Source organism: Bacillus cereus group sp. MYBK15-3 (assembly GCF_051916765.1).
Lineage (GTDB): Bacteria > Bacillota > Bacilli > Bacillales > Bacillaceae_G > Bacillus_A > Bacillus_A cereus.
In genome coordinates this window covers 618,030-641,410 of record NZ_JBQAHG010000002.1, presented here as the reverse complement: position 1 = coordinate 641,410, position 23,381 = coordinate 618,030, and the positions used below count along the sequence as shown (strand labels likewise).

Here is a 23,381-nt window from a genome sequence, read left to right as displayed (position 1 = left end):
TCCTACCCCACATTCAGCCTCTTGGCTTCACTTTTTAATCTCTCCTTGCAGTGCTTTATTTATAACCGGAAGAATTAAGAAATCGTCATTTGAGAAAAAAAGCTATCCATTACTGGATAGCCTCTGCTGTCTGTTTAAAATGATGCGCTTGCGTAAGTAATTCTTTCGCATGCTCTGTCGTTAAATCTGTGATTTCCACACCAGAAATCATTCGAGCTATTTCTGTTACTTTATCCTCCATAGTTAAAACAGTAACTGATGTAATTGTCCGATCATTCGCTACTTGTTTTCGAATAAATAAATGTGAATCCGCCATTGAAGCTACTTGAGGTAAGTGCGTAATACAAAGTACTTGCGAGTTTACTGATACTCGATAAATTTTTTCCGCAATAGCCTGTGCGACCCGGCCACTTACACCCGTATCCACTTCATCAAAAATAACAGATGCAACCCCTTGATGCTTAGAAAAAATGCTTTTTAAAGCTAAAATGATACGAGATAACTCTCCGCCAGAAGCAACCTTTGAAAGTGGTTTTAGCGGCTCTCCTGGGTTCGTTGAAATATAAAATTCCACATGATCGTAACCATCCGCCGTAAGTCTTACCGGCGCACCTTCCACAAGGGGCTCTTCTGCATTTCCTTCTCTCTTCATAATTCTCACTTCAAATTTCGTTTTTTCCATATATAATTCTTTTAATTCCTGATGAATTGCATTTGTAAGGTGTTCTGCAAGCTCATGACGCATATTACTTAACAACGTTGCTTCTTTCATAATAACACTTTCTAATTCCTTCAACTGTTTCTTCGTCGTTTCAATATGAACGTCTTTATTTTCAATCGTAAAAATTTCCTGTTCAATTTTATCAGCATACGCTAAAATCTCTTCTACATTATTTCCATATTTTCTCTTTAGCATACGAATTTCATTCAAACGTGTTTCGATTTCATCTAAACGATTTGGATCATATTCCATCATATCGAGCTTTTCCCTCAGTTGATAGGCAACCTCTTCTAATAAGTAATAGCTATTTGCAATTGAATCATGATTCTCTTGATACACATCATCTAAATGTGTAATACTTTCCATTTGCCCCATTGCACTTCTTACATTATCTAATCCTTGTCCGTCGGCACTTAAAGAACGATATGCATCACCTAACGCTTTATAAATCTTTTCAAAATTAGAAATTTGCAATCGTTCCTCAGTTAATTCATTTTCTTCATCCATCTTTAAATCCGCCTTGCGAATTTCCTCGTGCTGAAATTGAATTAAATCTAAGCGATGTGCCATTTGTTGCTCATTTTCACTTAACGATTTCAATTGTTTTTTTAATTTTTCATAGTCAGCGTATACGTTTTGATATATGTCTAATTGTTTAACGATTCGATCCCCATCAAAGTGATCAAGCATAAACAGATGTCGTTCTTCATTCATTAAATCTTGCGTTTCGTGCTGTCCATGAATATCAACAAGTGTTTTCCCAATTTCTTTTAATATGCTAAGTGTAACAAGCTTCCCATTTACACGACATACACTCTTCCCGTTCGCAGCAATATCACGCTTTAAAATAATCATACCATCTTCTATTTCTATATCTAACTCTTCTGCCTTTTCAATACATGGATGCTTCTCATCTTCAACATAAAATAGCCCTTCAATCTCAGCCTTTTCTGTTCCATATCGAACAAATTCTGCTGACCCACGGCCACCTACAAGTAAACTAATTGCATCAATAATAATCGATTTTCCGGCCCCTGTTTCACCGCTTAAAACCGTTAAACCTTTTTGAAAAGAAATATTTAATGCTTCAATAATAGCAAAGTTTCTAATCGATAATTCCGATAACAATGCCCCATTCACCTCGTTATAAAATAATCCCTTACTAAAGGATTTTCTCAGTTCTTCATTCAAATAATCATGCTATATATTTGTATGTATATACTCTTCTAACCCGCTTCATTGTACCAAACATTTGTTTTACGGGTCAATCCATCTATTTTTTAACTTTATGCAAACAAAATATTATATTACAATTGAAAATTCATATTTTTAACCAATAAAAATATCTTGTTCACTTTCCACTTTACGATGGAAAGCAAACAAGATTTTTTGTTACAACATATTTAAGAAACGATCAGAGACAACACCTGTATCGTCAGGTGTACGGCAAATAATTAAGCAAGTATCATCACCACAGATGGTTCCGATGATCTCATCCCACTCTAAATGATCAATAAGTGCTCCAAGTGAATGAGCGTTACCAGGCAATGTTTTTAGCACAAGCATATGTCCTGCCGTGTCTAATTTTACAAATGAATCCACTAGATTTCGTTTTAATTTTTGTAACGGGTTAAATCGTTGATCTGCTGGCAAGCTATATTTATAGCGCCCATCATGTAATGGCACCTTCACTAAGTGCAGTTCTTTAATATCGCGCGATACTGTTGCTTGCGTTACATTAAATCCCTCATTACGTAAAATATCAACTAATTCATCTTGTGTTTCAATTTCTTTGTTTGCAATAATTTCCCTGATTTTAATATGGCGCTGACCTTTATTCATACATTTGCACCTCACACTATCTCTTACCATAGTTTAAACATTGGTATACTTCACTTATTTATGTTAACTTATAATTCGTTTCTTGTACACAATTGTTTTTACAATCATTATACAATTACAGCAAAAAGAGGAACAACATATGTTATTCCCCTTTCCCTTTTTGTTTTAGAACGTCATGCGCTTCTGTAACAACTTGCTCTATAGAAATTGGAGAATGATTTTCGCCATTCTCACGTTCACCATGCCATTTCAGATGAATTAAAAATTCAATATTACCATCCCCACCCGTAATTGGTGAGAATGTTAAACCTTCCACATCATAGCCTTCTTTTAAAGCAAACTCGACAATCATTTCTACAACAGCTTCATGTACTTTTCTATCACGAACGATACCTTTTTTCCCAACTTGCTCTCTTCCAGCTTCAAACTGCGGTTTAATTAACGCTGCTACATCTCCGTTAGGCATAAGCATTGTTTTTAAAACTGGCAGTATAAGCTTTAATGATATAAATGAAACATCAATACTTGCAAATTGAGGTAAACCACGTTCTAAGTCTGCTGGTGTCACGTAACGGAAGTTTGTTCGTTCCATTACAACAACACGCTCATCTTGACGTAATTTCCACGCTAGTTGATTGTATCCTACATCTAATGCATAAGATAATTTCGCTCCATTTTGAAGCGCGCAATCTGTAAAGCCACCAGTTGATGAACCAATATCTATCATAACTTTATCTTGTAAATCAAGATGAAATGTCTCTAATGCCTTTTCAAGTTTATAACCACCACGACTTACATACGGCATAACTTGTCCCTTCACCGTAATCTCAGTATCTTGCGAGATTTTCTCTCCTGGCTTATCAAGTCTCATCTCATTTGCATATACGAGTCCGGCCATAATGGCGCGCTTTGCTTTCTCACGCGTTTCTATAAGTCCTCGCTCTACTAATAGTACATCTACTCTTTCTTTTTTTACGCTCATTTGTTACGCCCTTTTTTGTTTTGATGGAATCATTGTATGAATACGGTCTACAACAGCATCTGTCGTTAAACCAATTTCTTCTAATAATTTTGTTACACTTCCGTGCTCTATGAAGCGGTCTGGAATACCCATTCGTTCAACTAATGCACTATGGTAACCATTTTCAGATGCAAATTCAACTACTCCTGTTCCAAAACCACCGATTAAACAAGCTTCTTCAATCGTTAAAATCGGTATATTCTTTCCTAGAAGATCATGTAAATATGCTTCATCCATTGGTTTAATAAAGCGAGCATTCACTACTTTCACTGAAACCCCAGCTTTTTCAAGACGCTCAGCTGCTTCCATTGCCATTGGTATTGTCGTACCAAACGTTAAAATAGCTGCTTGTGTACCCTCTTTTAACGTCTCCCACGTACCGATTGGAATCGCCTTTAATTCTTTATCCATATGAACGCCAAGTCCATTACCGCGAGCATAACGCAATGCGATTGGTCCATCTTCATATTGCATCGCCGTATAAACTAAATGTTGCCCTTCATTTTCATCTTTCGGCATCATAAGCACCATATTCGGCAAGTGACGTAAGAATGAGATATCAAATACGCCTTGATGCGTTTCACCATCTGCTCCTACTAATCCCGAGCGATCTATTCCGATGAAAACATTTAAATTTTGGCGGCATATATCATGAACAACTTGGTCATATGCTCTTTGTAAAAATGTTGAATAAATCGCTAAGAATGGCTTCATTCCTTGCGTTGCCATACCTGCTGCCATTGTTGTAGCATGCTGTTCTGCAATACCTACATCAATCATACGATCTGGGAATTCTTTTTGGAATTTCTCAAGTTTTGATCCAACAGGCATTGCAGGTGTAATTGCTACGATACGCTCATCCGCTCTCGCTAGCTTAAGTACTGTTTCACTAACAACAGCACTCCATGCTGGTGCAACTTCTTTCGGCTTAACGAAGTCACCTGATTCAATTTTATAAGGTCCTGTTCCATGCCAAGTTCCAATAACGTCACTCTCAGCCGGTTTATAACCTTTTCCTTTTTTCGTAATAACGTGAACAAGCACTGGGCCTTTTGTTTTCTTTGCATATTGCAACGTTTCGAATAACTTTTCATAATCATGCCCATCGACTGGACCTAAATATGTAAAGCCTAACTCTTCGAAAAAGACACCAGATACTAGTAAATATTTAAGACTATCTTTTATTTTCTCTGCTGTCGCAGCCACTTTCCCGCCAACTGCTGGGATTTTCTTTAATATATACTCTAATTCATCTTTTACCCAGTGATATTTTCCTGCGGTACGTAAACGACCGAGCACATTATGAAGCGCACCAACGTTTGGTGCAATTGACATTTCATTATCATTCAAAATAACAATCATGTCTGTTTTTTCATGTCCAATATGGTTCAATGCCTCTAAAGCCATTCCGCCTGTTAAAGCACCATCTCCAATAATTGGTATAACATATTCTTTCGTTTTCTTTAAATCACGTGCCAGAGCCATTCCCATTGCAGCCGATAACGAAGTCGAGCTATGACCAGTTTCCCATACATCGTGCTCACTCTCGCAACGTTTCGGGAAACCACATAGACCTTGATATTGCCTTAATGTACCAAACTCTTTCGCACGTCCAGTTAAAATTTTATGTACATAGGATTGATGTCCTACATCCCATAAAAATTTATCTTGCGGGCTATCAAATAATTTGTGCAGAGCAATTGTGAGTTCTACTACACCTAAATTAGGTGCAATATGTCCACCTGTTTGAGAGAGCTCTTCAATTAAAAACTTACGAATATCCTCACTCAATCCCTCTAGTTCACTGATAGACATATCTTTCAAAAAACTAGGGTTTTGAATTTGCGTTAGATCCACATGGATCACTCACTTTCATTTCATAATCTGTCAACATGTCAAATATTATAAAAAACATTTACACAAAACAAGAAATTCTCTTTTCTATTTTTCGTCTTGTCCCGCTATTAACCAGTCTATTGCGCCCTAATCCTATTATAAACCATATTTCTTTAGGCGATGAAAAAAATAGCCGCTAACACGAAGTGATAACGGCAATGTAATCTACATATATTTTTGCCAATAACAAGAAAAGAAAAACCTTTTCCTACATTTATATCATAAAATGATGAATGACTCAACAAATGAAAACGCTGTTATATTAGTTATTACGTTTTGCAATCAAATCACAAATAGATAGTAAATATTCATCTTGTAATTGCAAGGAACTAATCGCACCTTTTGCTTCTGCAATTGTTTCTTCTAAAATATCTTTTGCTCTATCTACAGTAAACAACGTTGTATATGTGCTCTTTTCATTAGAAAGATCGCTACCAATCGGTTTTCCAATCTCTTCTTCAGTTCCTTCGACATCTAAAATATCATCTCGAATTTGGAAAGCTAGACCGATATATTTGGCAAACGTAAGCAACTTTTCTTCTTGCTCTTCTGTCGCATCAGAAAGTATCGCACCCGCAAGTACAGCAAATTCAAGCAGTTTTCCGGTCTTATGTTTATGGATGTACTCCAATTCATCAATCGTAAGGCGTTTCCCTTCAGCTTCCATATCTGCCACTTGTCCGCCAACCATTCCTTCTGGTCCTGCTGCTTTTGCAAGTTCAAGTACAAGTCTTACTTTTTTTTCGGCAGAAATTTCTTTTTGCTCATATGCCATAATAACTTGAAAAGCATACGTCAATAAGCCATCTCCTGCTAAAACTGCCATCGCTTCACCAAATACTTTGTGATTTGTGGGCTTTCCTCTTCTTAAATCATCATCATCCATACAAGGTAAATCATCATGAACTAATGAATATGTATGAATCATTTCAAGAGCACAAGCTGCACCTACTCCAAGATTTCTTTCTTTCCCAAACGCTTGTAATGTTGCAAACAAAAGTAACGGGCGGAGACGTTTTCCACCCGCTTCCAAAGAATATGCCATCGCTTCACGAAGTACATTTGGACATTGTAATTCATTTGCATAGCTTACAAGTTTTTCTTCTACGAAAGTTTTACTTTCTTTCAAAAAAGTATCAAAAGCAATCGTCACTATGCTTCATCTCCTAAAGCAGTAAACGGTTCAAGCTCTCCATCTTCCCCAAGAATAACTGCCATTTGTTCTTGTACATTCTTCAGCTTCTCATCACAAAGCTTAGATAATTCCATACCTTCTTTAAAATAAGAAATCGCTTCTTCTAAAGGTACGTCACCTTGTTCTAGCTTAGAAACAAGATGCTCAAGTTGCGAAATTGCCTCTTCAAAGCTTAATTTATTTTCCATTATTCAATTCACGCTCCTCTATGCCTGATACGCTACAATCTAGTATTCCATCTTGTAATTGAACTGAAACAGCATCTCCAAGGCTTACATCTTTCACACTTTTTAACACTTGCTTCTCTTCATCATATACAAGCCCGTACCCTCTCATCATTACTTTAAGCGGACTTAACGCTTCAAGTTTTTGAGCAGCTCTTACAAAGGCAAATTCTTTCGTTTGAAGTAACGTTTGCATTTCACGTTGTAATTGCTTTTGCAACGTTTCAACAGCTACCTTCGTTTGCATAATTTTTTGAGATGGGTGGTGCTTCTCTAAATAAAATGAAAGTTGCTTTAACTGATTCACCTTTTTATCAATATAGCGCTCTTTCGCTAAAACAAGCTGTTCTAGCGCTCTATCTAATTGCTCTTCCTTTTGCTCATATACTTGTCTTGGATAACGGAACGCATACGATTTTTGCAACACTTGTAGTTTTTCTTCTTTTTTATGTACTAACTCTCTCATTGCTCTTTGCAATCTCAGAGTTCTTTGTAATACCTTTTCTTGTAACTCTATAATGTTAGGTGCTGCCAGCTCAGCTGCTGCAGTCGGTGTTGGCGCGCGTAAATCTGCAACAAAATCTGCGATTGTAAAATCCGTTTCATGGCCTACTGCCGAAATAATAGGAATTTCACTCTTAAAGATTGCTCTTGCAACCATTTCCTCATTGAAAGCCCATAATTCCTCAATAGAACCTCCACCACGACCAACGATTAGTACATCTATCTCTCCCATTTCATTCGCTGTACGAATCGCTTGTACAATCGAGGGAGCCGCTGACTCCCCTTGTACAAGTACCGGAAATACAATAACATTCCCAATTGGATAACGACGTTTAATCGTTGTTATAATATCACGAATCGCTGCTCCTGTTGGCGACGTAATCACACCTATTGTTTTAGCGTAAGGAGGAATCGCTTTTTTATAAACTTGAGAAAAAAGTCCTTCTTCTTCTAAACGAACTTTTAACTGTTCGTACGCTAAATGTAAATTCCCGACTCCGTCAGGCTGCATGTCTTGAATATAAATTTGATAAGAACCACTCGCCTCGTAAACAGAGATTTTCCCTTTCACGAGTACCTTCATCCCATTTTCAGGTTTGAATTTAATATTACGATTATGGCCCGCAAACATAACCGCTGCGATTCTTGCATTTTCATCTTTCAATGTAAAATACATGTGGCCACGGCTATGATTTTTAAAGTTGGAAATTTCACCTTTTAACCAAACAGACTGCAAATGCGGATCATATTCTATTTTTGTTTTTATATAGCGTGTTAACGCTGTAACGGTTAAATATTGCTTCTCCATTTCTCTCTCCTCATAGCCGACTCAAATTATTTACAAACGACACCTGCACGTTTGGCAGATTCAACAGTATTATGAAGAAGCATTGTGATTGTCATTGGACCAACACCCTTTGGCACAGGTGTAATGTAACCCGCAACATCTAACACATTGTCAAAGTCAACATCACCACAAAGTTTTCCTGTTTCTAAACGGTTAACACCAACGTCAATTACAACCGCTCCTTCTTTAATATAATCCGCTGTTATCATTTTAGGTCGTCCAACAGCTACGATTAAAATATCAGCTAACTTCGATAACTCTTTCATATTTTGCGTCTTAGAATGACAATATGTTACAGTGGCATTTTCATTTAAAAACAATTGTCCCACTGGTTTACCGACAATATTACTTCTTCCAATTACTACTACATGTTTTCCAGAAATATCAAGATTTGTTTCTTTTACTAATTCTACAATACCATGCGGTGTACATGGAAGGAATGTATCTTGTCCCGTCATCATACGTCCCACGCTGATTGGGTGAAATCCGTCTACATCCTTTTCTGGTGAAATTCTTTCAATGATAGCTTTTTCTTCAATATGTTTTGGTAAAGGTAATTGCACTAATATGCCATTAATACGGTCATCTCCATTTAAGCGATCGATTTCAGCAAGCAAACGTTCCTCAGTAATTGTTTCAGGAAGTTCAATTAGCTCTGAGTAAATCCCTACTTGTTCACAGCCTTTTTCTTTTCCTTTCACATAAGAACGAGATGCTGGATCTTCTCCAACTAAAATAACTGCTAATCCTGGTACAATACCTTGCTCTTTCAACTTCACAACTTCTTCTGTTAATTGTGCTCGTTTTTTCTCCGCAACTTCATTTCCTTTGATGATTACTGCTACCATTTTAAGATTCCCCCTTAAAGAATTTACAGTGTATCTTTTATATTAGATAAAACGCCGTTAATAAAACGACGAGATTCCTCATCCCCAAATGTTTTTGCAATTTCAATTGCTTCGTTAATTGTTACGTTGTGTGGAATTTCTTCCATGTACTTCATTTCATACACAGCTACACGTAAAATACTGCGATCAACAATACTAATACGCTCAAGCTTCCACTTTTTTAAGTTTTGACGAATCGCTTCATCGATTGCTTCTTTATTTTCTACAAAACCTACTACAAGTGACTCTAGAAACTCATTTGTTTCTTCGCCTTCATCCAGCGTGTTTTCCACTGCTACTTTCGGTTCTAATTCACCTGTAATATCCATTTGGTATAATGCTTGCATTGCTCTTTCTCTAGCCGTCCTACGTTTCATTGTAACTCTCCTTTATGCTTCAAGTCTTTCCTTATACTTTGTTATATTATTATAATTTATAAGCCGTCAATTCACTTACTCTTACAGTTTTCATTGATTTTCCAACCTTATAATACAATGATAATAACACAATTTATCGTTTCACACACGGGTTACAAGGCTGAAAAATAATAAAAAGATTAACTTCAAGTTCCATATCTTATCACAATGTACGTTTTTTGGAAAAACGACACATTTTCTTGTTTATTTCTTATTTTTTGAAATAGTATAATAATTAGAGGGTTGTAATTTGTGAAGAAATGAAACGATAAAAAAGATGCCTATGTTACTAGGCACCTTTTCATTCTTACACTGGTTCGATTTCTGTTTTTTGTGTTTCGAATGTTACGCCAACGATGTGAACATTCACTTCTTTTGGCTCAAGTCCTGTCATTGTAAAGAGTGCTTGGCGAATATTGTCTTGAATCTTTTGTGCAACAACTGGAATTGCTACACCAAAATACATTACAACATAAAGGTCAACGATAATATCTTCGTTTGCTAATTCAACCTTTACACCTTTACCATGATTTTTCTTACCTAACTTCTCAACAACATCTGTAGCAAAATTACCGCGCATTGCCGCTACACCTTCTACTTCAGCAGCTGCAATACCTGCAATTACTTCAATTACTTCTGGTGCAATTTCTACTTTACCAAGAGTTGTATCTTGACCCATATCTAACATATGTTCAGCCATGAAAAAAACCTCCTTTAATGTATCACTGCGTCACAAGTTCATGCTCTTCCAAAAATTTCGTATTAAACTCACCTTTTACAAAATCAGGATGATCTAGCAATTGCAAATGGAACGGGATTGTTGTATGTACGCCTTCAATGACAAATTCACTAAGTGCGCGCTTCATTTTTGCAATTGCCTCTTCACGTGTTTTTCCGTGAACAATTAATTTAGCAACCATCGAATCATAGAAAGGTGGGATTGAATATCCCGGATATACAGCTGAATCGACGCGAATACCAAATCCTCCTGGTGGTAAGTACATTTCTACTTTACCTGGAGATGGCATAAATTTTTTGGCAGGGTTTTCCGCATTAATTCGACATTCAATTGCCCAACCATTAAATTGTACTTCTTCTTGCTGTAACGATAACTTTTCTCCTGAAGCAACAAGAATTTGCTCTTTAATTAAGTCCATTCCCGTTACCATTTCAGTAACCGGATGCTCAACCTGAATTCTCGTATTCATCTCCATGAAATAAAAGGTTTTCGTTTTATATTCATAAATAAACTCAACCGTACCAGCACCTGTATAATCAACCGCTACCGCCGCTTTAACTGCCGCTTCACCCATCTGCTTGCGAATATCTTCATCAAGTGCAGGTGATGGACTTTCTTCTAATAGTTTTTGCAAACGGCGCTGAATTGTACAATCACGCTCTCCTAAATGAATGGCATTTCCGTGTGTATCTGCCATTATTTGAATCTCAACATGGCGGAAATCTTCAACGTACTTTTCTAAGTATACACCAGGGTTCCCAAAAGCGGTACTAGCTTCTTGCTGTGTAATTTGAATTCCTTTTATAAGCTCTTCTTCATGGCGTGCAACACGAATACCTTTTCCACCGCCACCTGCAGTCGCTTTAATAATAACTGGATATCCAATTTGATCAGCAAGCTCGATCGCTTCTTCGGTATTTTTAATAATCCCTTGTGAACCTGGTACAATCGGAACCCCTGCTTCTTTCATTGTATCACGAGCAACGTCTTTTGTGCCCATCTTTGAAATAGCTTCTGGACTTGGACCGATAAAAATCAAGTTACATTCACGGCATAACTCTGCGAAATCTGCATTCTCTGCTAAAAATCCGTATCCCGGATGAATAGCATCGCAGCCTGTTAACTTCGCAACGCTAATAATGTTTGTCAAATTTAAATAGCTTTCTTTCGAAATCGTTGGTCCTACACAATACGCCTCGTCTGCAATCTGTACGTGAAGTGACTCTTTATCTGCTTCTGAATAAATTGCAACTGTTTCAATATCCATTTCTTTACAAGCACGAATAATTCGTACAGCAATTTCCCCACGATTGGCTATTAATACTTTTTTTATCATCACAAAGACTCCCTTATTACGCTTTTACAAGAAATAGCGGTTGTCCATACTCAACAAGCTGTCCGTTATTAACAAGAATTTCAACAATTTCGCCCTCTACATCAGCATCAATTTCGTTAAATAACTTCATAGCCTCGACAATACATACGATAGAATCTTTCGATACTCTATCCCCAACACTTACATATGGAGGTGTATCAGGCGAAGAAGAAGAATAGAATGTACCTACCATCGGTGATGTGATTTTATGTAGGTTTTCATTTTGAACAACCTTCTTCTCTTCTTGTTTTGGCGCTTCTGCTTGTGCTGCTGCTACTTTCGTTTCAACTTCAACAGGCGCTACTGGTTGCATAGCTTGTTTTGCTGCAGGTGCTTGCACAGCAACAACTTCATTACCACGCTTTTTCATTTTGATTGTTGTACCGTCTTTTTTGTATTCAAATTCATCAATATTAGAGCTATCAATTAATTTAATTAATTCGCGAACTTCTTGAATTTTAAACATGTAAAATCCACTCCCATACTCTTGTTTGTCCCGTTTTTACAGATTCTCGTCACGAAAACTAGATTGACTGTAAAAATACGATGTATTCTATTAGAAAATATATTTCATTAACTAATAGAAATATTTACTATTTCCATCTTACGATAAATTTTTTAAACATTCCAATTTATATTTCTTTATAATAAATCGAAACTCCTGTAAAAATATTATTCCAATAAAAATTTAATACCTAGTAATAATACCAAGTTTCACACGAAATTGGCAAGACCACTTCTTAAAAAACATTCACTACTTTTTCAAAACGTTACACAGCAAACATGCCATCCCCTCTCCACTCTTCACCACATCTATAGTCAACAACATATTTTTACCAAATATTATTTTTTTGTTTACACGCCATTCATCATTCCTTCATATAAGAATAGTATGTTCAAAGTGTAGAAAATATATTGTGTCGAGGTGTGGAAATATGATATGGCTCATTCTCTTTTTACCTGCCGTAATCGTTTGGGCATGCGTTCTTTGCATCCACGTCAAATCCGGAAAAAGTAATCATCAGTACCATGAACCATTAATCTTTTACTCACAACGTGTTTCTCCATTCCGAGTTGAACATAGTAAAAATAATTACAAAGACGAAATAGAAAAAAGCTATCGAAAATGATAGCTTTTTTCTATACACACGTTTACTTACATACTCTATTTTACTATTTGCATACCCTTTGCTTAGTAAAAGATAATAATCCGTAGGGAAATCCCTACGGATTAAGGTTTCACTTATTTCGCTGGTGGATCAAATTTCACACCTACATCTTTTGATCCGCCTTCACTTCTTACAAGTTGAATAATTTTATTTGCTTCTTTCTGTGAATGTTTTGCCGCTTTAACCGTTACTCTAATATCAGTACCATCAGCTCTTACAAGAGCATCTGGATATCCTCCTTGAGATTTAATTACTGTCTCAAGTAATTCTTGCTTCGTTTCCATTGTCGTAATGGCATCAAAATTTTCTTTCGCTTTATTCTTTTCTGTTGCTGAAGCTTTTGTTGAACTCATCACTTCTTGTAATTTCGCTTTTTGTTCACTACGCTGATCTTCCATTTGCATACGTAAAGCTGTGAAATTCTCATCACTTGATTGAACTGATACATTGCCCTCTTTTTTACTTGTTTCTTTTTTTGCATTTTCTTTTTTGTCTGTTTCTTTATTTGTTGTTTCTTTGCTTGTATTTTCTTTTTTCGGAGTTTCTTTAGGCGCTTCGTTTGTTACTGCTTTATCAGTACCTTGTTTTTCTTGTCCAATCTTTTCACCTGTTGCTGGCGATGCTGTATTCATTTTGTCAGGAGTTGTCACGTAATACACAGATAGTACAACAACTAAACTTAACATCGTTAATAACCAAACTGTTTGTTTTTTTAACACTTTATTTCCTCCCTATCAATTTTTCGGTGAAACTGAAACGCGATGGGCCGGTACATCTAGCAGCCTTATCACAGCTTCTTTTACCATTGCTTTAACTTGTATATTATCCACTCCCTTTGCTACGACAAGAACACCACGTACTTTCGGCTTCTCTGTTCGTAAAACAACAGGAGTTTCTTTATCCCCTTCACGTATAATGACAGTCTTTTCATCAAGAGACTCGTCCTCTACTTCTCTCTTACCGCCTGTTTTATCTGTTTCACCTGTTGTTTGTGAGCGTTTCACTGTATTTTTTTCTAAAATTTTTTCTTCAGATGAATCTAAATTCACTTTAATCGTTACGTCTTTTACTCCTGCTATTTCTTCTAAAGCAGTTTTTAATTCTTGTTCATACGCTTTTTCATATTTTTCTACATTTGACATACTATCATTACTTTTTTGTCCGAAAGTTGGTACGTCTTTTTCTTGGTTTTGAGTTTTTTGTTCTTTAAATACAGGTACTTCTTCTTTTTTACTTGAAAAGAGACTACTAGAAAACATAAGCAAAATTCCAAGTATGAGTAGGACAAGTAAAAACTTAGGTGTTACCTTTTTACCCTTCTCGTTGCTTTCTTTTTGATCCCCATTCAATAAGTTTCGAAAAAATGAGAACTTCGAATTTTTATCTTTATTGTCCATTTACTCTACCTGTCCTCCCTTCCATTTGAACTTGGATTTGTTTACCCTCTAGTTGCCACCTGCTTGAAAAGAAATCTTTCATTTCTCCATTCGTTTCTTCCACTTTTTTTGGAGGCTCTTTCGTGTTAATTTCAATTGGCTTTACTGTTTCGATTGCATCATTTTTACTACGTTCTTTTTCTTTCAACGTCACAACAACAGATTGAATATCTTTCGCTGACTTTACTTCTTCTATATTTTCTGCTGCGACTATTTGTATTTCAGAGACAGCCATACCATACTTTTTCTCAAACTCTTTTCCTACTTCTTTTTTCATTTTGGTAGCCATCTCTTCTAAACTATATGCACGTGTTAGAGCTTGTATTTCTTTTTTCTTCGAATCTATTGAATTTTTTACAGATCCTTCTGCTACGTACTTTTCTTCATTAAAATTTGCAATTACTTCATTTACATCTGTCTGCAATAGTTTAAAAAGGGGGGTTAAAATTAATACGACTAACAAAAGACTTACAACAAATTTAACGTATTTTTGCAAATTCGAATTTGGAAGAATAAGATGAAGCATTGTCGCTAAGAGCAAAAAAACGATAATATTTCTGATCCACTCTGTAACAAATTGCATACTCTTCACCTCCTACCGCATCATAAGTGTAATATTCCCCGCAGCAATAATAATTGTAATACTTAAAAAGAACATAAATGATACGATAGCTAAGCAAGCAAATACGTAAATGATGCTTCTTCCAATAATGTCTAAACATTGAATAATTGCTCCGCCGCCAACCGGTTGTAATACTGCTGCTGCGAATTTATAAATAAATGCAATACAGAAAATTTGAATCGCAGGAAAAGCAACAATTAAGCATAAAATGACGAGCCCAATAATTCCGACTGTGTTTTTCAATAATCCTGATGCGCTAATAACAGTATCTGCCGCTTCCGTAAACATCCTTCCAACTACTGGAATGAAGTTTCCTGTTACAAATTTAGCAGTTTTCACAGCTATGCCATCAGCAACGGCTGTCGCTGTTCCTTGTACAGATAATACCCCTAAAAAAATCGTTAAGAAGATACCGATAATCCCAACGCTAACGTTTTGCAGAAGCTTGGACAATTTTGTAACTTTATATTGATCACTCATTGTACTTACAATACTTAATATCGTTGCCAGTAATAAAAGCGGTAGAACGATATAATTCATAAGAAGCCCGCTTGTATTCATTAAGAAAATGATAATCGGATGAAAGAAAGATACAGATACAACCCCGCCACCAGTCGCTATAAGCGCCAATAAAATTGGCAATAGCGCTAATATGAAATCTACCATTGTTTGTATCGTTTCTCTTGCATATGTCATAACGACATAAAAACTATTTAAAGCAAAAATAATAAGTACCATATATACAACAGCATCAGCAATTTTACTTACACTACTTTTTGAAAAAGCGGATTGCAGTGATTGCAACAATGCACTAAAGATTGTGAGCATAATGAGTGTTCCAAGCAGTTTTCCATTAGCTGCAAGCTCATGAAATAAATATTTTAATAACCCTATCATCCACTCTTTTAGAGAGAATTCTTTTTCTCCCTTTACAAACTCCATAAAACTCCCTTTTTGACTCTCTGGCAAATAGCCACCATATTTTGTAACAAGCCCGTCCCAAAATTGCTTCACATCTTCAATTCCGAGCTTATCCAATTGTTGATCAACGACGTTTGTTTCTACAGGAGAAGCTTGTACAACAACCGGTAAAGAAAAGAAAAGGAAGCAAGCAAATAGCAGCTTAGCTCCAAACCTCCTCAACATTCACTCCCCCTTATCCCGTCGGTAAAAATCCGAGAATAGTTTCAATTACAACCGTCAAAATAGGAATTGCCATAACGAGAATTAAGATTTTCCCAGCAAGTTCAATTTTCGAAGCGATGGCACCTTGACCAGCATCTTTTGTAATTTGAGCTCCAAACTCGGCAATATAAGCAATTCCAATAATTTTTAGTAACGTTTCCACGTAGACGTTGCTAACTTTCGCTTCACTCGCTACTCTCTCAATCATTTGTAAAATAGAATGAATTTGATCGATTAAAATAAGAAACATCACGCTACCTACGAACACAATAAATAAAGATGTAATACTAGATTTATGCTGGTTCAAAACAGCAGCTAAAAACGTAGCAACGAGGCCTAATCCGACAATTTGTATAATTTCGATTCGAACCGCCTCCTTTACTGGAAGAGAAAGACACTTTTAATCTTGTCGAATAGCGTATTAATTAAAAATGCAACATGAAATAAAATGACGACAAAACCGACAAGGATAACCCAATTTGCAATATCCTCACGCTTCAATTCTTTTAGTACAGTATGAATGAAAGCTAAAACAATGCCGATTCCGGCGATTTGAAATATTAATCCAACATCAATGGACATCGCCTTTCTCCCCCCTATAGCAGTAAAATTACAATAAGTAGCCCTGCTAGTACCCCTAAGCTCTTAATCATTTTTTCGTATTGCAGTTGTAAAGCTTTCGCTTCCTCTTCTTCTCTCTCCAAATGTGTAATACATAAGCGAATATGTTTTTGTTGTGATTCACGATCATGTTGCCCGAGCGTTTCACCAAATTGCTGCAGTATTTCATACTCGGTTTGTTGAAAAGCCGTCAACTTCCAATTCTCTTTCAAACTATCTATCCAAGCTTCCCTTACTGTTTGTTCTCCACTTTCTAGTTTTTTAGCGAAACTTTGAAATATCCAATTTAATGGCTTTGGCATTTGTTTAACTAATCGCTCGGCAGCCTCAGATAAAGGTGTGTGTCCATACATAATTTCTGCCTCTAATGATTGAAGTGCTGATTTTAATAACCTAAGTTGCCTCGGTCTCTCACTGTATCTTTTAGCATACGAAAACCCGAAAAAGGTGCTGACCGCAACGATTAACACTGCACCAAATATTTTCACCATACGCCCTCAGCCTTTCTATTTGATAACACTGGTTTTCCATATTTATCTTTCACCTGCATAACCGTTCCTGGACCCCTCGCTTTTGACAACTCCACAAACCTATCAAATATACCAAGCTCTAGCACTGCCTTGAGCGATGGACGTCTCACAACATCCTCATAGGAAAATCCGTGTGCGCTTATAAAAAGCTGGACACCTGCATGCACTGCCTCCATAATTGCTTCACTATCTTCTTTACGGCCAATTTCATCTACGATCAAAATATCAGGACTCATAGAACGAATCATCATCATCATTCCTTCTGCCTTTGGACATGCGTCTAACACATCGACTCGGGTACCAAAATCATATTGCGGGATCCCTTTCACACAACCAGCAATTTCTGACCGTTCATCAACGATCCCCACTTTACAGGAAGGAATTTCCGAAGCACTTACCCCTTGACTCATGCAACGTGCTACATCTCTTAAAAGTGTCGTTTTACCCGTTTGGGGAGGGCCAATTACCATCGTGTTTAACCACCTTTTTTCATACAAATATGGCAAAAGCGGTTCAGCAATCCCTATTTTTTGACGAGCAATACGAATATTAAAGGAAGAGACATCACGAATCATTTTCACTGCGCTTTTTTCTGTAATAACTTTTCCTGCTAACCCGATTCTATGCCCCCCGCGAAGCGTCACATACCCACGTTTTAATTCCTCTTCCATCGTATAAATTGAGAATTGACTTAACTTATTCAATAAGTAAATAGCATCCTCTGCAGTAGTGATATAGTCATAAAAAAACACCTTTCCGTGTGCAATACACTCTAGCGGCCTTCCAATTCGAACACGAATTTCCTCTAAAGCATCGTATTGCTTACATTCTTCAATTAAGTACTTCATCGTTTTTGGTAAAACTTCTAATACCTCTTTCATCGGCTTCTCCCCACTATACTCGACTTACTATTTCAGTAATGCGATAAAAATACAGCAAATTCCAAGCGCTAGAAAAAAGAGCTTCAAGAAAGAAATTTCACTTGCTACACTCGCTATCCCAATTGTCATTGTTAAAATTAATACGGTAGGTCCAACAAACGCCAACATACCATTTATAAACAACGCTTTCTTCGCATCATTCACATAAAGCATTAGCAAAGCAGCAAATATCTCCGCACTACCTGAAAATAATCGAAGTGCCCCCATAACAAGCACGGATGTTTCCATTGCCGCTAGCCACTGTTTCATTCTTCCACCTTCTCCCGTAACAGTTACTAACTTCGTATTCTAAAAAAGAATATATTTGTACAACCATATGCAGAGGTTGTCTATTTCAGAAGTAAAAACATAATTTTTCTCTAAATTCCGAATTACAATCTGAATATTCATATTATTTCATGGTATATTATGGTATATTTAGTTTAAAAGAGGTTTAAACCATGCAGCACGTCACTTTATTACCACTAGATTTATGCTATACAAATGTGATTTTCGAGCTATCAAGTGATCCACATATAAAAAATGCATTGGGGATAACGGTAGAAAACATCGAAGACACGAAAACATTTCTTCTTTTCGCAATAGACGAAGAGCGTCAAAAGAAATCCTTATCGAGAATGATTGTGAATGAAGAAAATGAAATAATTGGCCTCACCACACTTAAACATATTAATAATGAGAAAAAGCAATCTCACATTGGTAGTTGGCTCGGCTATCCGTACTGGGGAAAAGGCTATAACGAGGCTGCTAAAAAAGAAATCTTTAAAATCGCCTTTTTAGACTTACAACTTTCCTACGTATTTGCTGGTGCTAAAACGAATAATATCCGCTCTTTAAAAGCACAAGAAAAACTACCTTATATTTCATTGCATGTGGAAAACAAGTTTCCAGACGAACACGCTGCACTAGAGAAAGAAGTAAAGTCACCTTGCTCTCTGCATGTCGTGTCACGTGAAAATTTTTTAAACTGGTTGAAATTACAGAATGAGGGGGAAAAATATGAAGGCATTGAAAGTTAGTTTAACCGTTGTAGTAGAATTAGCTCTTATTTATCTTTTTTCATTATTGGTCGGTTGGTCATTTATAGAGACCTTTTTCCTTGGTAGTTTAGCAATATTTGCAATTATGTGGTTAATTATTATGAGTAACCATAGAAATAACATTACAGATCACGCAATAAGTAAAACATTAACTGGCGTTGAGACTGGCGAAATAAAACCATTTCAAATTGTTTTGACTCCATCTATTATGGGTACTCTTTCACTTGTTTTAGTCAGTTTTATAATAACAGCTATTTACTATCTACCCTATTTCCTATAAAAAAAGCACTCGTGAATTATCACGAGTGCTTTCTACTATGCACGAGAAACGTATTTACCTTCACCAGTGTTGATGATAAGCATTTCGCCTTCGTTAATGAAGATTGGTACTTGTACAACAAGACCAGTTTCTAATGTAGCTGGTTTTGTTACGTTAGAAGCAGTATCACCTTTAATACCAGGCTCTGTTTCTGTAACTTGTAATTCAACTGTGTTTGGAAGTTCAACACCAAGTACTTCGCCTTGGTAAGTCATGATTGCTACTTCCATGTTTTCTTTTAGGAATTTAAGCTCGCGCTCGATTTGTTTTTCACCAAGTTCGATTTGCTCATAAGTTCCGTTATCCATAAATACGTGAGCCTCACCGCTTGCGTATAAGTATTGCATACGACGGTTTTCGATGTGTGCTTTTTCTACTTTCTCACCTGCACGGAATGTTTTCTCTTGAACAGAACCTGTGCGAAGATTACGTAGTTTAGAACGAACGAATGCAGCACCTTTACCTGGCTTTACGTGTTGGAAATCAAGTACTTGCCAAAGGGCATTGTCCACTGAAATTGTTAAACCTGTACGAAAATCGTTTACTGAAATCATGTAAAAAAATCCTCCTGTGTATTACAAAATAATAAGTTCTTTTGGTGATTTCGTAATTACTTCATTACCTTCACTTGTCACAATGATATCATCTTCAATACGTACGCCGCCAATACCTGGAATATAAATACCTGGTTCTACTGTTACAGCCATACCTGGTTCAAGTACTGTATGAGAACGGAACGCTAAACCTGGTGCTTCATGGATTTCAAGACCTATTCCATGACCAGTAGAGTGTCCAAAGTATTCACCATATCCTTTTTCCGTTATGTAGTCACGCGTTAGCGCATCAGCCTCGCGACCTGTTAAACCAGCTTTAATACCGTTCACACCACGTAGTTGTGCTTCTAAAACGATATTATAAATTTCTTTTAATTTATCAGATGGTTCACCGACTGCAATCGTACGAGTAATATCAGAGCAATATCCTTTGTAATAAGCGCCGAAGTCTAATGTAACGAAATCTCCTGTTTCTATCACTTTTTCAGATGCCACGCCGTGCGGTAATGCCGAACGAAGACCTGAAGCAACGATAATATCAAACGAAGAAGATGTTGCTCCTTGTTTTCTCATGAAAAATTCAAGTTCATTTGACACTTCAATTTCAGATACTCCCGGGCGAATGAATGATAGAATATGCTCAAAGGCAGCATCTGCAATCTGTGCAGCTTCCTTTAATATCTTAATCTCTGAATCAGTCTTTATCAAGCGTAACTTTTCTACAAGTCCAGAAGTCGGGATAAATTCAGCATCAATCGCTTCCTTATGCACTGAATAAGAACTATATGTAAGAGTATCTTGCTCAAAACCAAGCTTTTGAATTCCAAGCTCTTTCACTTGCTTTGCCACTTCATCAATGATCAATCCTGCGTGCTGTACAACCTCATATCCAACCGCTTGTTTACTTGCCTGCTCGACGTAACGGAAATCTGTAATAAATTGAGCACGATCTTTTGAAATAAGAACAACGCCTGCTGTTCCTGTGAAGTTAGCCATATATCTACGACTATGTTCATTTGTTAACAAAATACCGTCAATACCAGCCTCATCAAATGCACTTCGTAATCTTTCAATTTTCTCCATTACTTTATGCCTCCCTCAATTTCTCCATTAATGCAAATAACGCTAACTTATAGCCATAAAAACCAAATCCTACAATTTGACCTGCACAAACAGCTGCCGTCACAGATTCATGACGGAACGATTCACGCTGATGAATGTTAGAAATATGTACTTCAATAACAGGAATCGAAATGCTCGCAATGGCATCACGAATCGCATAGCTATAATGCGTAAATGCTCCCGGATTTAAAATGATCCCTTCATATATATCTTCCGCTTCATGAATAATGTCGATAATGGCACCTTCATGATTCGATTGGAAACATTCTAACTCCACTCCCATTGTTTCTGCTTCTTGCTTCATATCTGCTTCAAGTGTCGTTAGCGTGCCCTTTCCATATACATTTACCTCACGAACACCGAGGCGATTTAGGTTAGGACCGTTTACGAGGAGTAACTTTTTCATATTCTTAAAACTCCTTAATATTAAATATCTATACAATATTTTAACATAGGAGTTACTTATTTGAATAGTTCGTCTTCTCTTACCCTTCTTGTTCTGCTTTATTGCTATTTACTGCGTAAGAAACAGAATATGCTATAAACACACCATACAATATAAAAATACATATTGTCGTCACAATTGTCTCTTTTGGTAAATGGAGCGCACTTTTAATAACAGGAGCCATTAAACCCATCCCCAAAAACAGTAGTGCCCACCAAAATAGCCCATAAATAATTCCCGCTATAATCCCTTCAAACTTTGCAAAAAATGCTTTATACAAAAAGGCAATCAAAATTGAAAGAAGTCCCATACACACTATTCCGAACACATTGCCCCATACACCCTCTTTCCAACTTCCAAACGCAAATGGTAAAAGGAAATAATTCGGGCCCGCCTCCGTGAATGAAAATATATGAAGGAAATACCATACCCCGCCCCAAAAGATTCCACCAAACAAACCAATCTGCACAAAATTCCTTGTTCCTAATTGTTCTTGACTCACATCGACACCTCCGCTCAATAGTATGCCCGAAACTATTTTGAAGCATGTTTAAATCCTGCGAAATTTGTCTATAAAAAGAATAAGAAATGTCCGACTCTCATAACATTTTCCCTTGTCATCTACTTGTATTTGCCGATAAAATAAAGGAAACTCGGTGATTGTCTTATTTCAAAACGACAGAACCCAGTATGACAATTGCCTCTTTTTCTACATAAGAGAGAAACAAATACAGGTTGGTGTTAACATGGCAGAAGAGTCAAAACAAATATATGGCGGGCAAGCGGTCATAGAAGGAGTTATGTTTGGCGGTAGAGAATATACTGTTACAGCGGTTCGTCGTAAAGATAAATCGATTGAATTTTATCGATTACCACGCGTTCGTAATAAAGTACTATCTACCCTAAAAAAAATTCCATTTTTACGAGGGATTGCCGCTATTGTGGATGCAAGTGCGAATGGAGCAAAGCATTTAAACTTCGCTTCAGAACGATTTGACGTCCACCCAGAAGATGATGAACAAATTGCAAATAAAAAAGAAGAACAATCAAAATTAACGATGGTATTAGGAGTTGCAGCTGTTGGCGTTTTATCTTTTATATTCGGTAAAGTCATTTTCACAGCAGTTCCTGCACTATTAGCTGAATTAACAAGACCGATTTTCCCGTCTCATACTGGGCAAATCATTGTCGAAAGTGTCATTAAGCTCATGCTATTATTGAGCTATATATACTTTATTTCTTTAACCCCACTTATTAAGCGGGTATTTCAGTATCACGGTGCAGAGCATAAGGTAATCAATGCTTACGAGAATAACCTTCCTCTGACTGTAGAAAACGTTCAAAAGCAAACTCGTCTCCATTATAGATGTGGCAGTAGCTTTATTATATTTACAGTCATTATTGGAATGTTCGTTTATTTCCTAGTCCCTACAGATCCTCTTTGGGCACGAGTTATAAACCGAATTTTATTAATTCCAGTTGTACTTGGTATTTCTTTTGAAGTATTACAATTTACAAATCGATTACGAGATATTCCCGTATTACGCGTACTTGGATATCCTGGATTATGGCTACAACTATTAACAACGAAAGAACCAACAGATGATCAAGTGGAAGTAGCAATTGCATCGTTTGAAGAATTATTACGTTTAGAGAACAAACAATAATTATTTAAAAATGGTGTTCAACTCCTTTCCTCATCGTTAATATACTAATTTTAATATACGTTT

General features: G+C 36.6%; 29 protein-coding genes. 4 read left to right on the top strand and 25 right to left on the bottom strand.

From position 1 onward, the window contains the following. Positions 1 to 109 precede the first annotated feature (109 nt). From recN to accB, 12 genes are all read right to left on the bottom strand, one after another. Entirely contained in the window at positions 110 to 1,849 is a 1,740-nt protein-coding gene (gene recN / locus ACTFR8_RS11820) for a DNA repair protein RecN (protein ID WP_000947763.1), read from the bottom strand. A 264-nt stretch (positions 1,850 to 2,113) separates the two neighbouring features. Beyond that, complete coding sequence (gene argR / locus ACTFR8_RS11815; protein WP_001032580.1) at positions 2,114 to 2,563, bottom strand: arginine repressor ArgR; 450 nt, start codon at positions 2,561 to 2,563, stop codon at positions 2,114 to 2,116. A 142-nt stretch (positions 2,564 to 2,705) separates the two neighbouring features. Beyond that, complete coding sequence (locus ACTFR8_RS11810) at positions 2,706 to 3,545, bottom strand: TlyA family RNA methyltransferase (protein WP_000111874.1); 840 nt, start codon at positions 3,543 to 3,545, stop codon at positions 2,706 to 2,708. A gap of 3 nt (positions 3,546 to 3,548) precedes the next feature. Then, the gene (gene dxs, locus ACTFR8_RS11805; protein WP_000366454.1) at positions 3,549 to 5,441 is read right to left on the bottom strand and encodes a 1-deoxy-D-xylulose-5-phosphate synthase; all 1,893 of its coding nucleotides are present in this window, start codon (positions 5,439 to 5,441) and stop codon (positions 3,549 to 3,551) included. 301 nt (positions 5,442 to 5,742) lie between these two features. Further along, positions 5,743 to 6,633: a (2E,6E)-farnesyl diphosphate synthase gene (gene ispA, locus ACTFR8_RS11800; RefSeq protein ID WP_000150374.1), complete on the bottom strand. Its 891-nt coding sequence runs from the start codon at positions 6,631 to 6,633 to the stop codon at positions 5,743 to 5,745. Beyond that, the gene (xseB, locus tag ACTFR8_RS11795) at positions 6,633 to 6,863 is read right to left on the bottom strand and encodes an exodeoxyribonuclease VII small subunit (protein ID WP_000428423.1); all 231 of its coding nucleotides are present in this window, start codon (positions 6,861 to 6,863) and stop codon (positions 6,633 to 6,635) included. Before xseB ends, ispA begins: the two co-directional genes overlap by 1 nt. Continuing rightward, entirely contained in the window at positions 6,853 to 8,211 is a 1,359-nt protein-coding gene (gene xseA, locus ACTFR8_RS11790) for an exodeoxyribonuclease VII large subunit (RefSeq protein ID WP_000415249.1), read from the bottom strand. Before xseA ends, xseB begins: the two co-directional genes overlap by 11 nt. A gap of 26 nt (positions 8,212 to 8,237) precedes the next feature. Beyond that, a complete protein-coding gene (gene folD / locus ACTFR8_RS11785) occupies positions 8,238 to 9,098 on the bottom strand; it encodes a bifunctional methylenetetrahydrofolate dehydrogenase/methenyltetrahydrofolate cyclohydrolase FolD (RefSeq protein ID WP_000226732.1) in 861 nt (286 codons plus the stop codon). A gap of 23 nt (positions 9,099 to 9,121) precedes the next feature. Beyond that, complete coding sequence (gene nusB, locus ACTFR8_RS11780) at positions 9,122 to 9,514, bottom strand: N utilization substance protein NusB (RefSeq protein WP_000830247.1); 393 nt, start codon at positions 9,512 to 9,514, stop codon at positions 9,122 to 9,124. Positions 9,515 to 9,860: 346 nt separating this feature from the next. Further along, on the bottom strand, positions 9,861 to 10,253 hold the full coding sequence (locus tag ACTFR8_RS11775) for an Asp23/Gls24 family envelope stress response protein (RefSeq protein WP_000807630.1): 393 nt from the start codon (positions 10,251 to 10,253) through the stop codon (positions 9,861 to 9,863). Positions 10,254 to 10,275: 22 nt separating this feature from the next. Continuing rightward, positions 10,276 to 11,628 carry an acetyl-CoA carboxylase biotin carboxylase subunit gene (gene accC / locus ACTFR8_RS11770; protein WP_061138960.1) on the bottom strand — a complete coding sequence of 451 codons (1,353 nt, stop codon included), beginning with the start codon at positions 11,626 to 11,628 and terminating at the stop codon, positions 10,276 to 10,278. Positions 11,629 to 11,644: 16 nt separating this feature from the next. After that, complete coding sequence (accB, locus tag ACTFR8_RS11765) at positions 11,645 to 12,133, bottom strand: acetyl-CoA carboxylase biotin carboxyl carrier protein (protein ID WP_000472861.1); 489 nt, start codon at positions 12,131 to 12,133, stop codon at positions 11,645 to 11,647. Between the two features lie 469 nt (positions 12,134 to 12,602). Here accB and ACTFR8_RS11760 point away from each other — a divergent pair, with 469 nt between their 5' ends. After that, positions 12,603 to 12,797, top strand: a complete 195-nt coding sequence (locus ACTFR8_RS11760) for a hypothetical protein (protein ID WP_002000935.1) — start codon at positions 12,603 to 12,605, stop codon at positions 12,795 to 12,797. 113 nt (positions 12,798 to 12,910) lie between these two features. Here ACTFR8_RS11760 and ACTFR8_RS11755 read toward each other — a convergent pair whose 3' ends face one another. The 9 genes from ACTFR8_RS11755 to ACTFR8_RS11715 are packed head-to-tail and all read right to left on the bottom strand — an operon-like array spanning position 12,911 to position 18,420. Then, complete coding sequence (locus ACTFR8_RS11755; protein WP_000914710.1) at positions 12,911 to 13,555, bottom strand: SpoIIIAH-like family protein; 645 nt, start codon at positions 13,553 to 13,555, stop codon at positions 12,911 to 12,913. A gap of 15 nt (positions 13,556 to 13,570) precedes the next feature. Beyond that, positions 13,571 to 14,233 (bottom strand): stage III sporulation protein AG, encoded by a 663-nt coding sequence (gene spoIIIAG, locus ACTFR8_RS11750; RefSeq protein WP_000368890.1) that lies wholly within the window; start codon positions 14,231 to 14,233, stop codon positions 13,571 to 13,573. Beyond that, positions 14,223 to 14,855 carry a stage III sporulation protein AF gene (spoIIIAF, locus tag ACTFR8_RS11745; protein ID WP_001161032.1) on the bottom strand — a complete coding sequence of 211 codons (633 nt, stop codon included), beginning with the start codon at positions 14,853 to 14,855 and terminating at the stop codon, positions 14,223 to 14,225. The genes spoIIIAG and spoIIIAF overlap by 11 nt, the downstream gene beginning before the upstream one ends. 12 nt (positions 14,856 to 14,867) lie before the next feature. Further along, complete coding sequence (spoIIIAE, locus tag ACTFR8_RS11740) at positions 14,868 to 16,040, bottom strand: stage III sporulation protein AE (RefSeq protein WP_000946110.1); 1,173 nt, start codon at positions 16,038 to 16,040, stop codon at positions 14,868 to 14,870. 10 nt (positions 16,041 to 16,050) lie between these two features. Continuing rightward, a complete protein-coding gene (spoIIIAD, locus tag ACTFR8_RS11735) occupies positions 16,051 to 16,434 on the bottom strand; it encodes a stage III sporulation protein AD (RefSeq protein WP_077393170.1) in 384 nt (127 codons plus the stop codon). Positions 16,435 to 16,457: 23 nt separating this feature from the next. Then, positions 16,458 to 16,661 carry a stage III sporulation protein AC gene (gene spoIIIAC, locus ACTFR8_RS11730; RefSeq protein WP_000020914.1) on the bottom strand — a complete coding sequence of 68 codons (204 nt, stop codon included), beginning with the start codon at positions 16,659 to 16,661 and terminating at the stop codon, positions 16,458 to 16,460. Positions 16,662 to 16,675: 14 nt separating this feature from the next. Beyond that, complete coding sequence (gene spoIIIAB, locus ACTFR8_RS11725; protein WP_000238702.1) at positions 16,676 to 17,191, bottom strand: stage III sporulation protein SpoIIIAB; 516 nt, start codon at positions 17,189 to 17,191, stop codon at positions 16,676 to 16,678. Further along, positions 17,185 to 18,111: a stage III sporulation protein AA gene (spoIIIAA, locus tag ACTFR8_RS11720; RefSeq protein ID WP_000665905.1), complete on the bottom strand. Its 927-nt coding sequence runs from the start codon at positions 18,109 to 18,111 to the stop codon at positions 17,185 to 17,187. Before spoIIIAA ends, spoIIIAB begins: the two co-directional genes overlap by 7 nt. Before the next feature lie 27 nt (positions 18,112 to 18,138). Beyond that, on the bottom strand, positions 18,139 to 18,420 hold the full coding sequence (locus ACTFR8_RS11715) for a YqhV family protein (RefSeq protein WP_000816050.1): 282 nt from the start codon (positions 18,418 to 18,420) through the stop codon (positions 18,139 to 18,141). 191 nt (positions 18,421 to 18,611) lie between these two features. On the opposite strand from ACTFR8_RS11715, the gene ACTFR8_RS11710 reads away from it, so the two are divergent. Both ACTFR8_RS11710 and ACTFR8_RS11705 read left to right on the top strand, forming a co-directional pair. Next, the gene (locus tag ACTFR8_RS11710; protein ID WP_001164984.1) at positions 18,612 to 19,190 is read left to right on the top strand and encodes a GNAT family N-acetyltransferase; all 579 of its coding nucleotides are present in this window, start codon (positions 18,612 to 18,614) and stop codon (positions 19,188 to 19,190) included. Next, positions 19,171 to 19,491, top strand: coding sequence for a hypothetical protein (locus ACTFR8_RS11705; RefSeq protein ID WP_000645695.1), 321 nt, complete (start codon positions 19,171 to 19,173; stop codon positions 19,489 to 19,491). The genes ACTFR8_RS11710 and ACTFR8_RS11705 overlap by 20 nt, the downstream gene beginning before the upstream one ends. Before the next feature lie 35 nt (positions 19,492 to 19,526). Here the strand turns inward: ACTFR8_RS11705 and efp are convergent, their stop codons facing one another. The 4 genes from efp to ACTFR8_RS11685 all read right to left on the bottom strand — a co-directional run bounded on the left by efp (position 19,527) and on the right by ACTFR8_RS11685 (position 22,153). After that, complete coding sequence (gene efp / locus ACTFR8_RS11700; protein ID WP_000626516.1) at positions 19,527 to 20,084, bottom strand: elongation factor P; 558 nt, start codon at positions 20,082 to 20,084, stop codon at positions 19,527 to 19,529. Between the two features lie 21 nt (positions 20,085 to 20,105). Next, positions 20,106 to 21,167 carry a Xaa-Pro dipeptidase gene (gene pepQ / locus ACTFR8_RS11695; protein ID WP_000411041.1) on the bottom strand — a complete coding sequence of 354 codons (1,062 nt, stop codon included), beginning with the start codon at positions 21,165 to 21,167 and terminating at the stop codon, positions 20,106 to 20,108. A 4-nt stretch (positions 21,168 to 21,171) separates the two neighbouring features. Beyond that, positions 21,172 to 21,612, bottom strand: a complete 441-nt coding sequence (gene aroQ / locus ACTFR8_RS11690; protein ID WP_000735147.1) for a type II 3-dehydroquinate dehydratase — start codon at positions 21,610 to 21,612, stop codon at positions 21,172 to 21,174. Between the two features lie 79 nt (positions 21,613 to 21,691). Continuing rightward, positions 21,692 to 22,153, bottom strand: coding sequence for a YqhR family membrane protein (locus tag ACTFR8_RS11685; RefSeq protein ID WP_000076893.1), 462 nt, complete (start codon positions 22,151 to 22,153; stop codon positions 21,692 to 21,694). Between the two features lie 244 nt (positions 22,154 to 22,397). Here ACTFR8_RS11685 and ACTFR8_RS11680 point away from each other — a divergent pair, with 244 nt between their 5' ends. After that, positions 22,398 to 23,318 carry a DUF1385 domain-containing protein gene (locus ACTFR8_RS11680; RefSeq protein WP_000807121.1) on the top strand — a complete coding sequence of 307 codons (921 nt, stop codon included), beginning with the start codon at positions 22,398 to 22,400 and terminating at the stop codon, positions 23,316 to 23,318. Positions 23,319 to 23,381 lie beyond the last annotated feature (63 nt).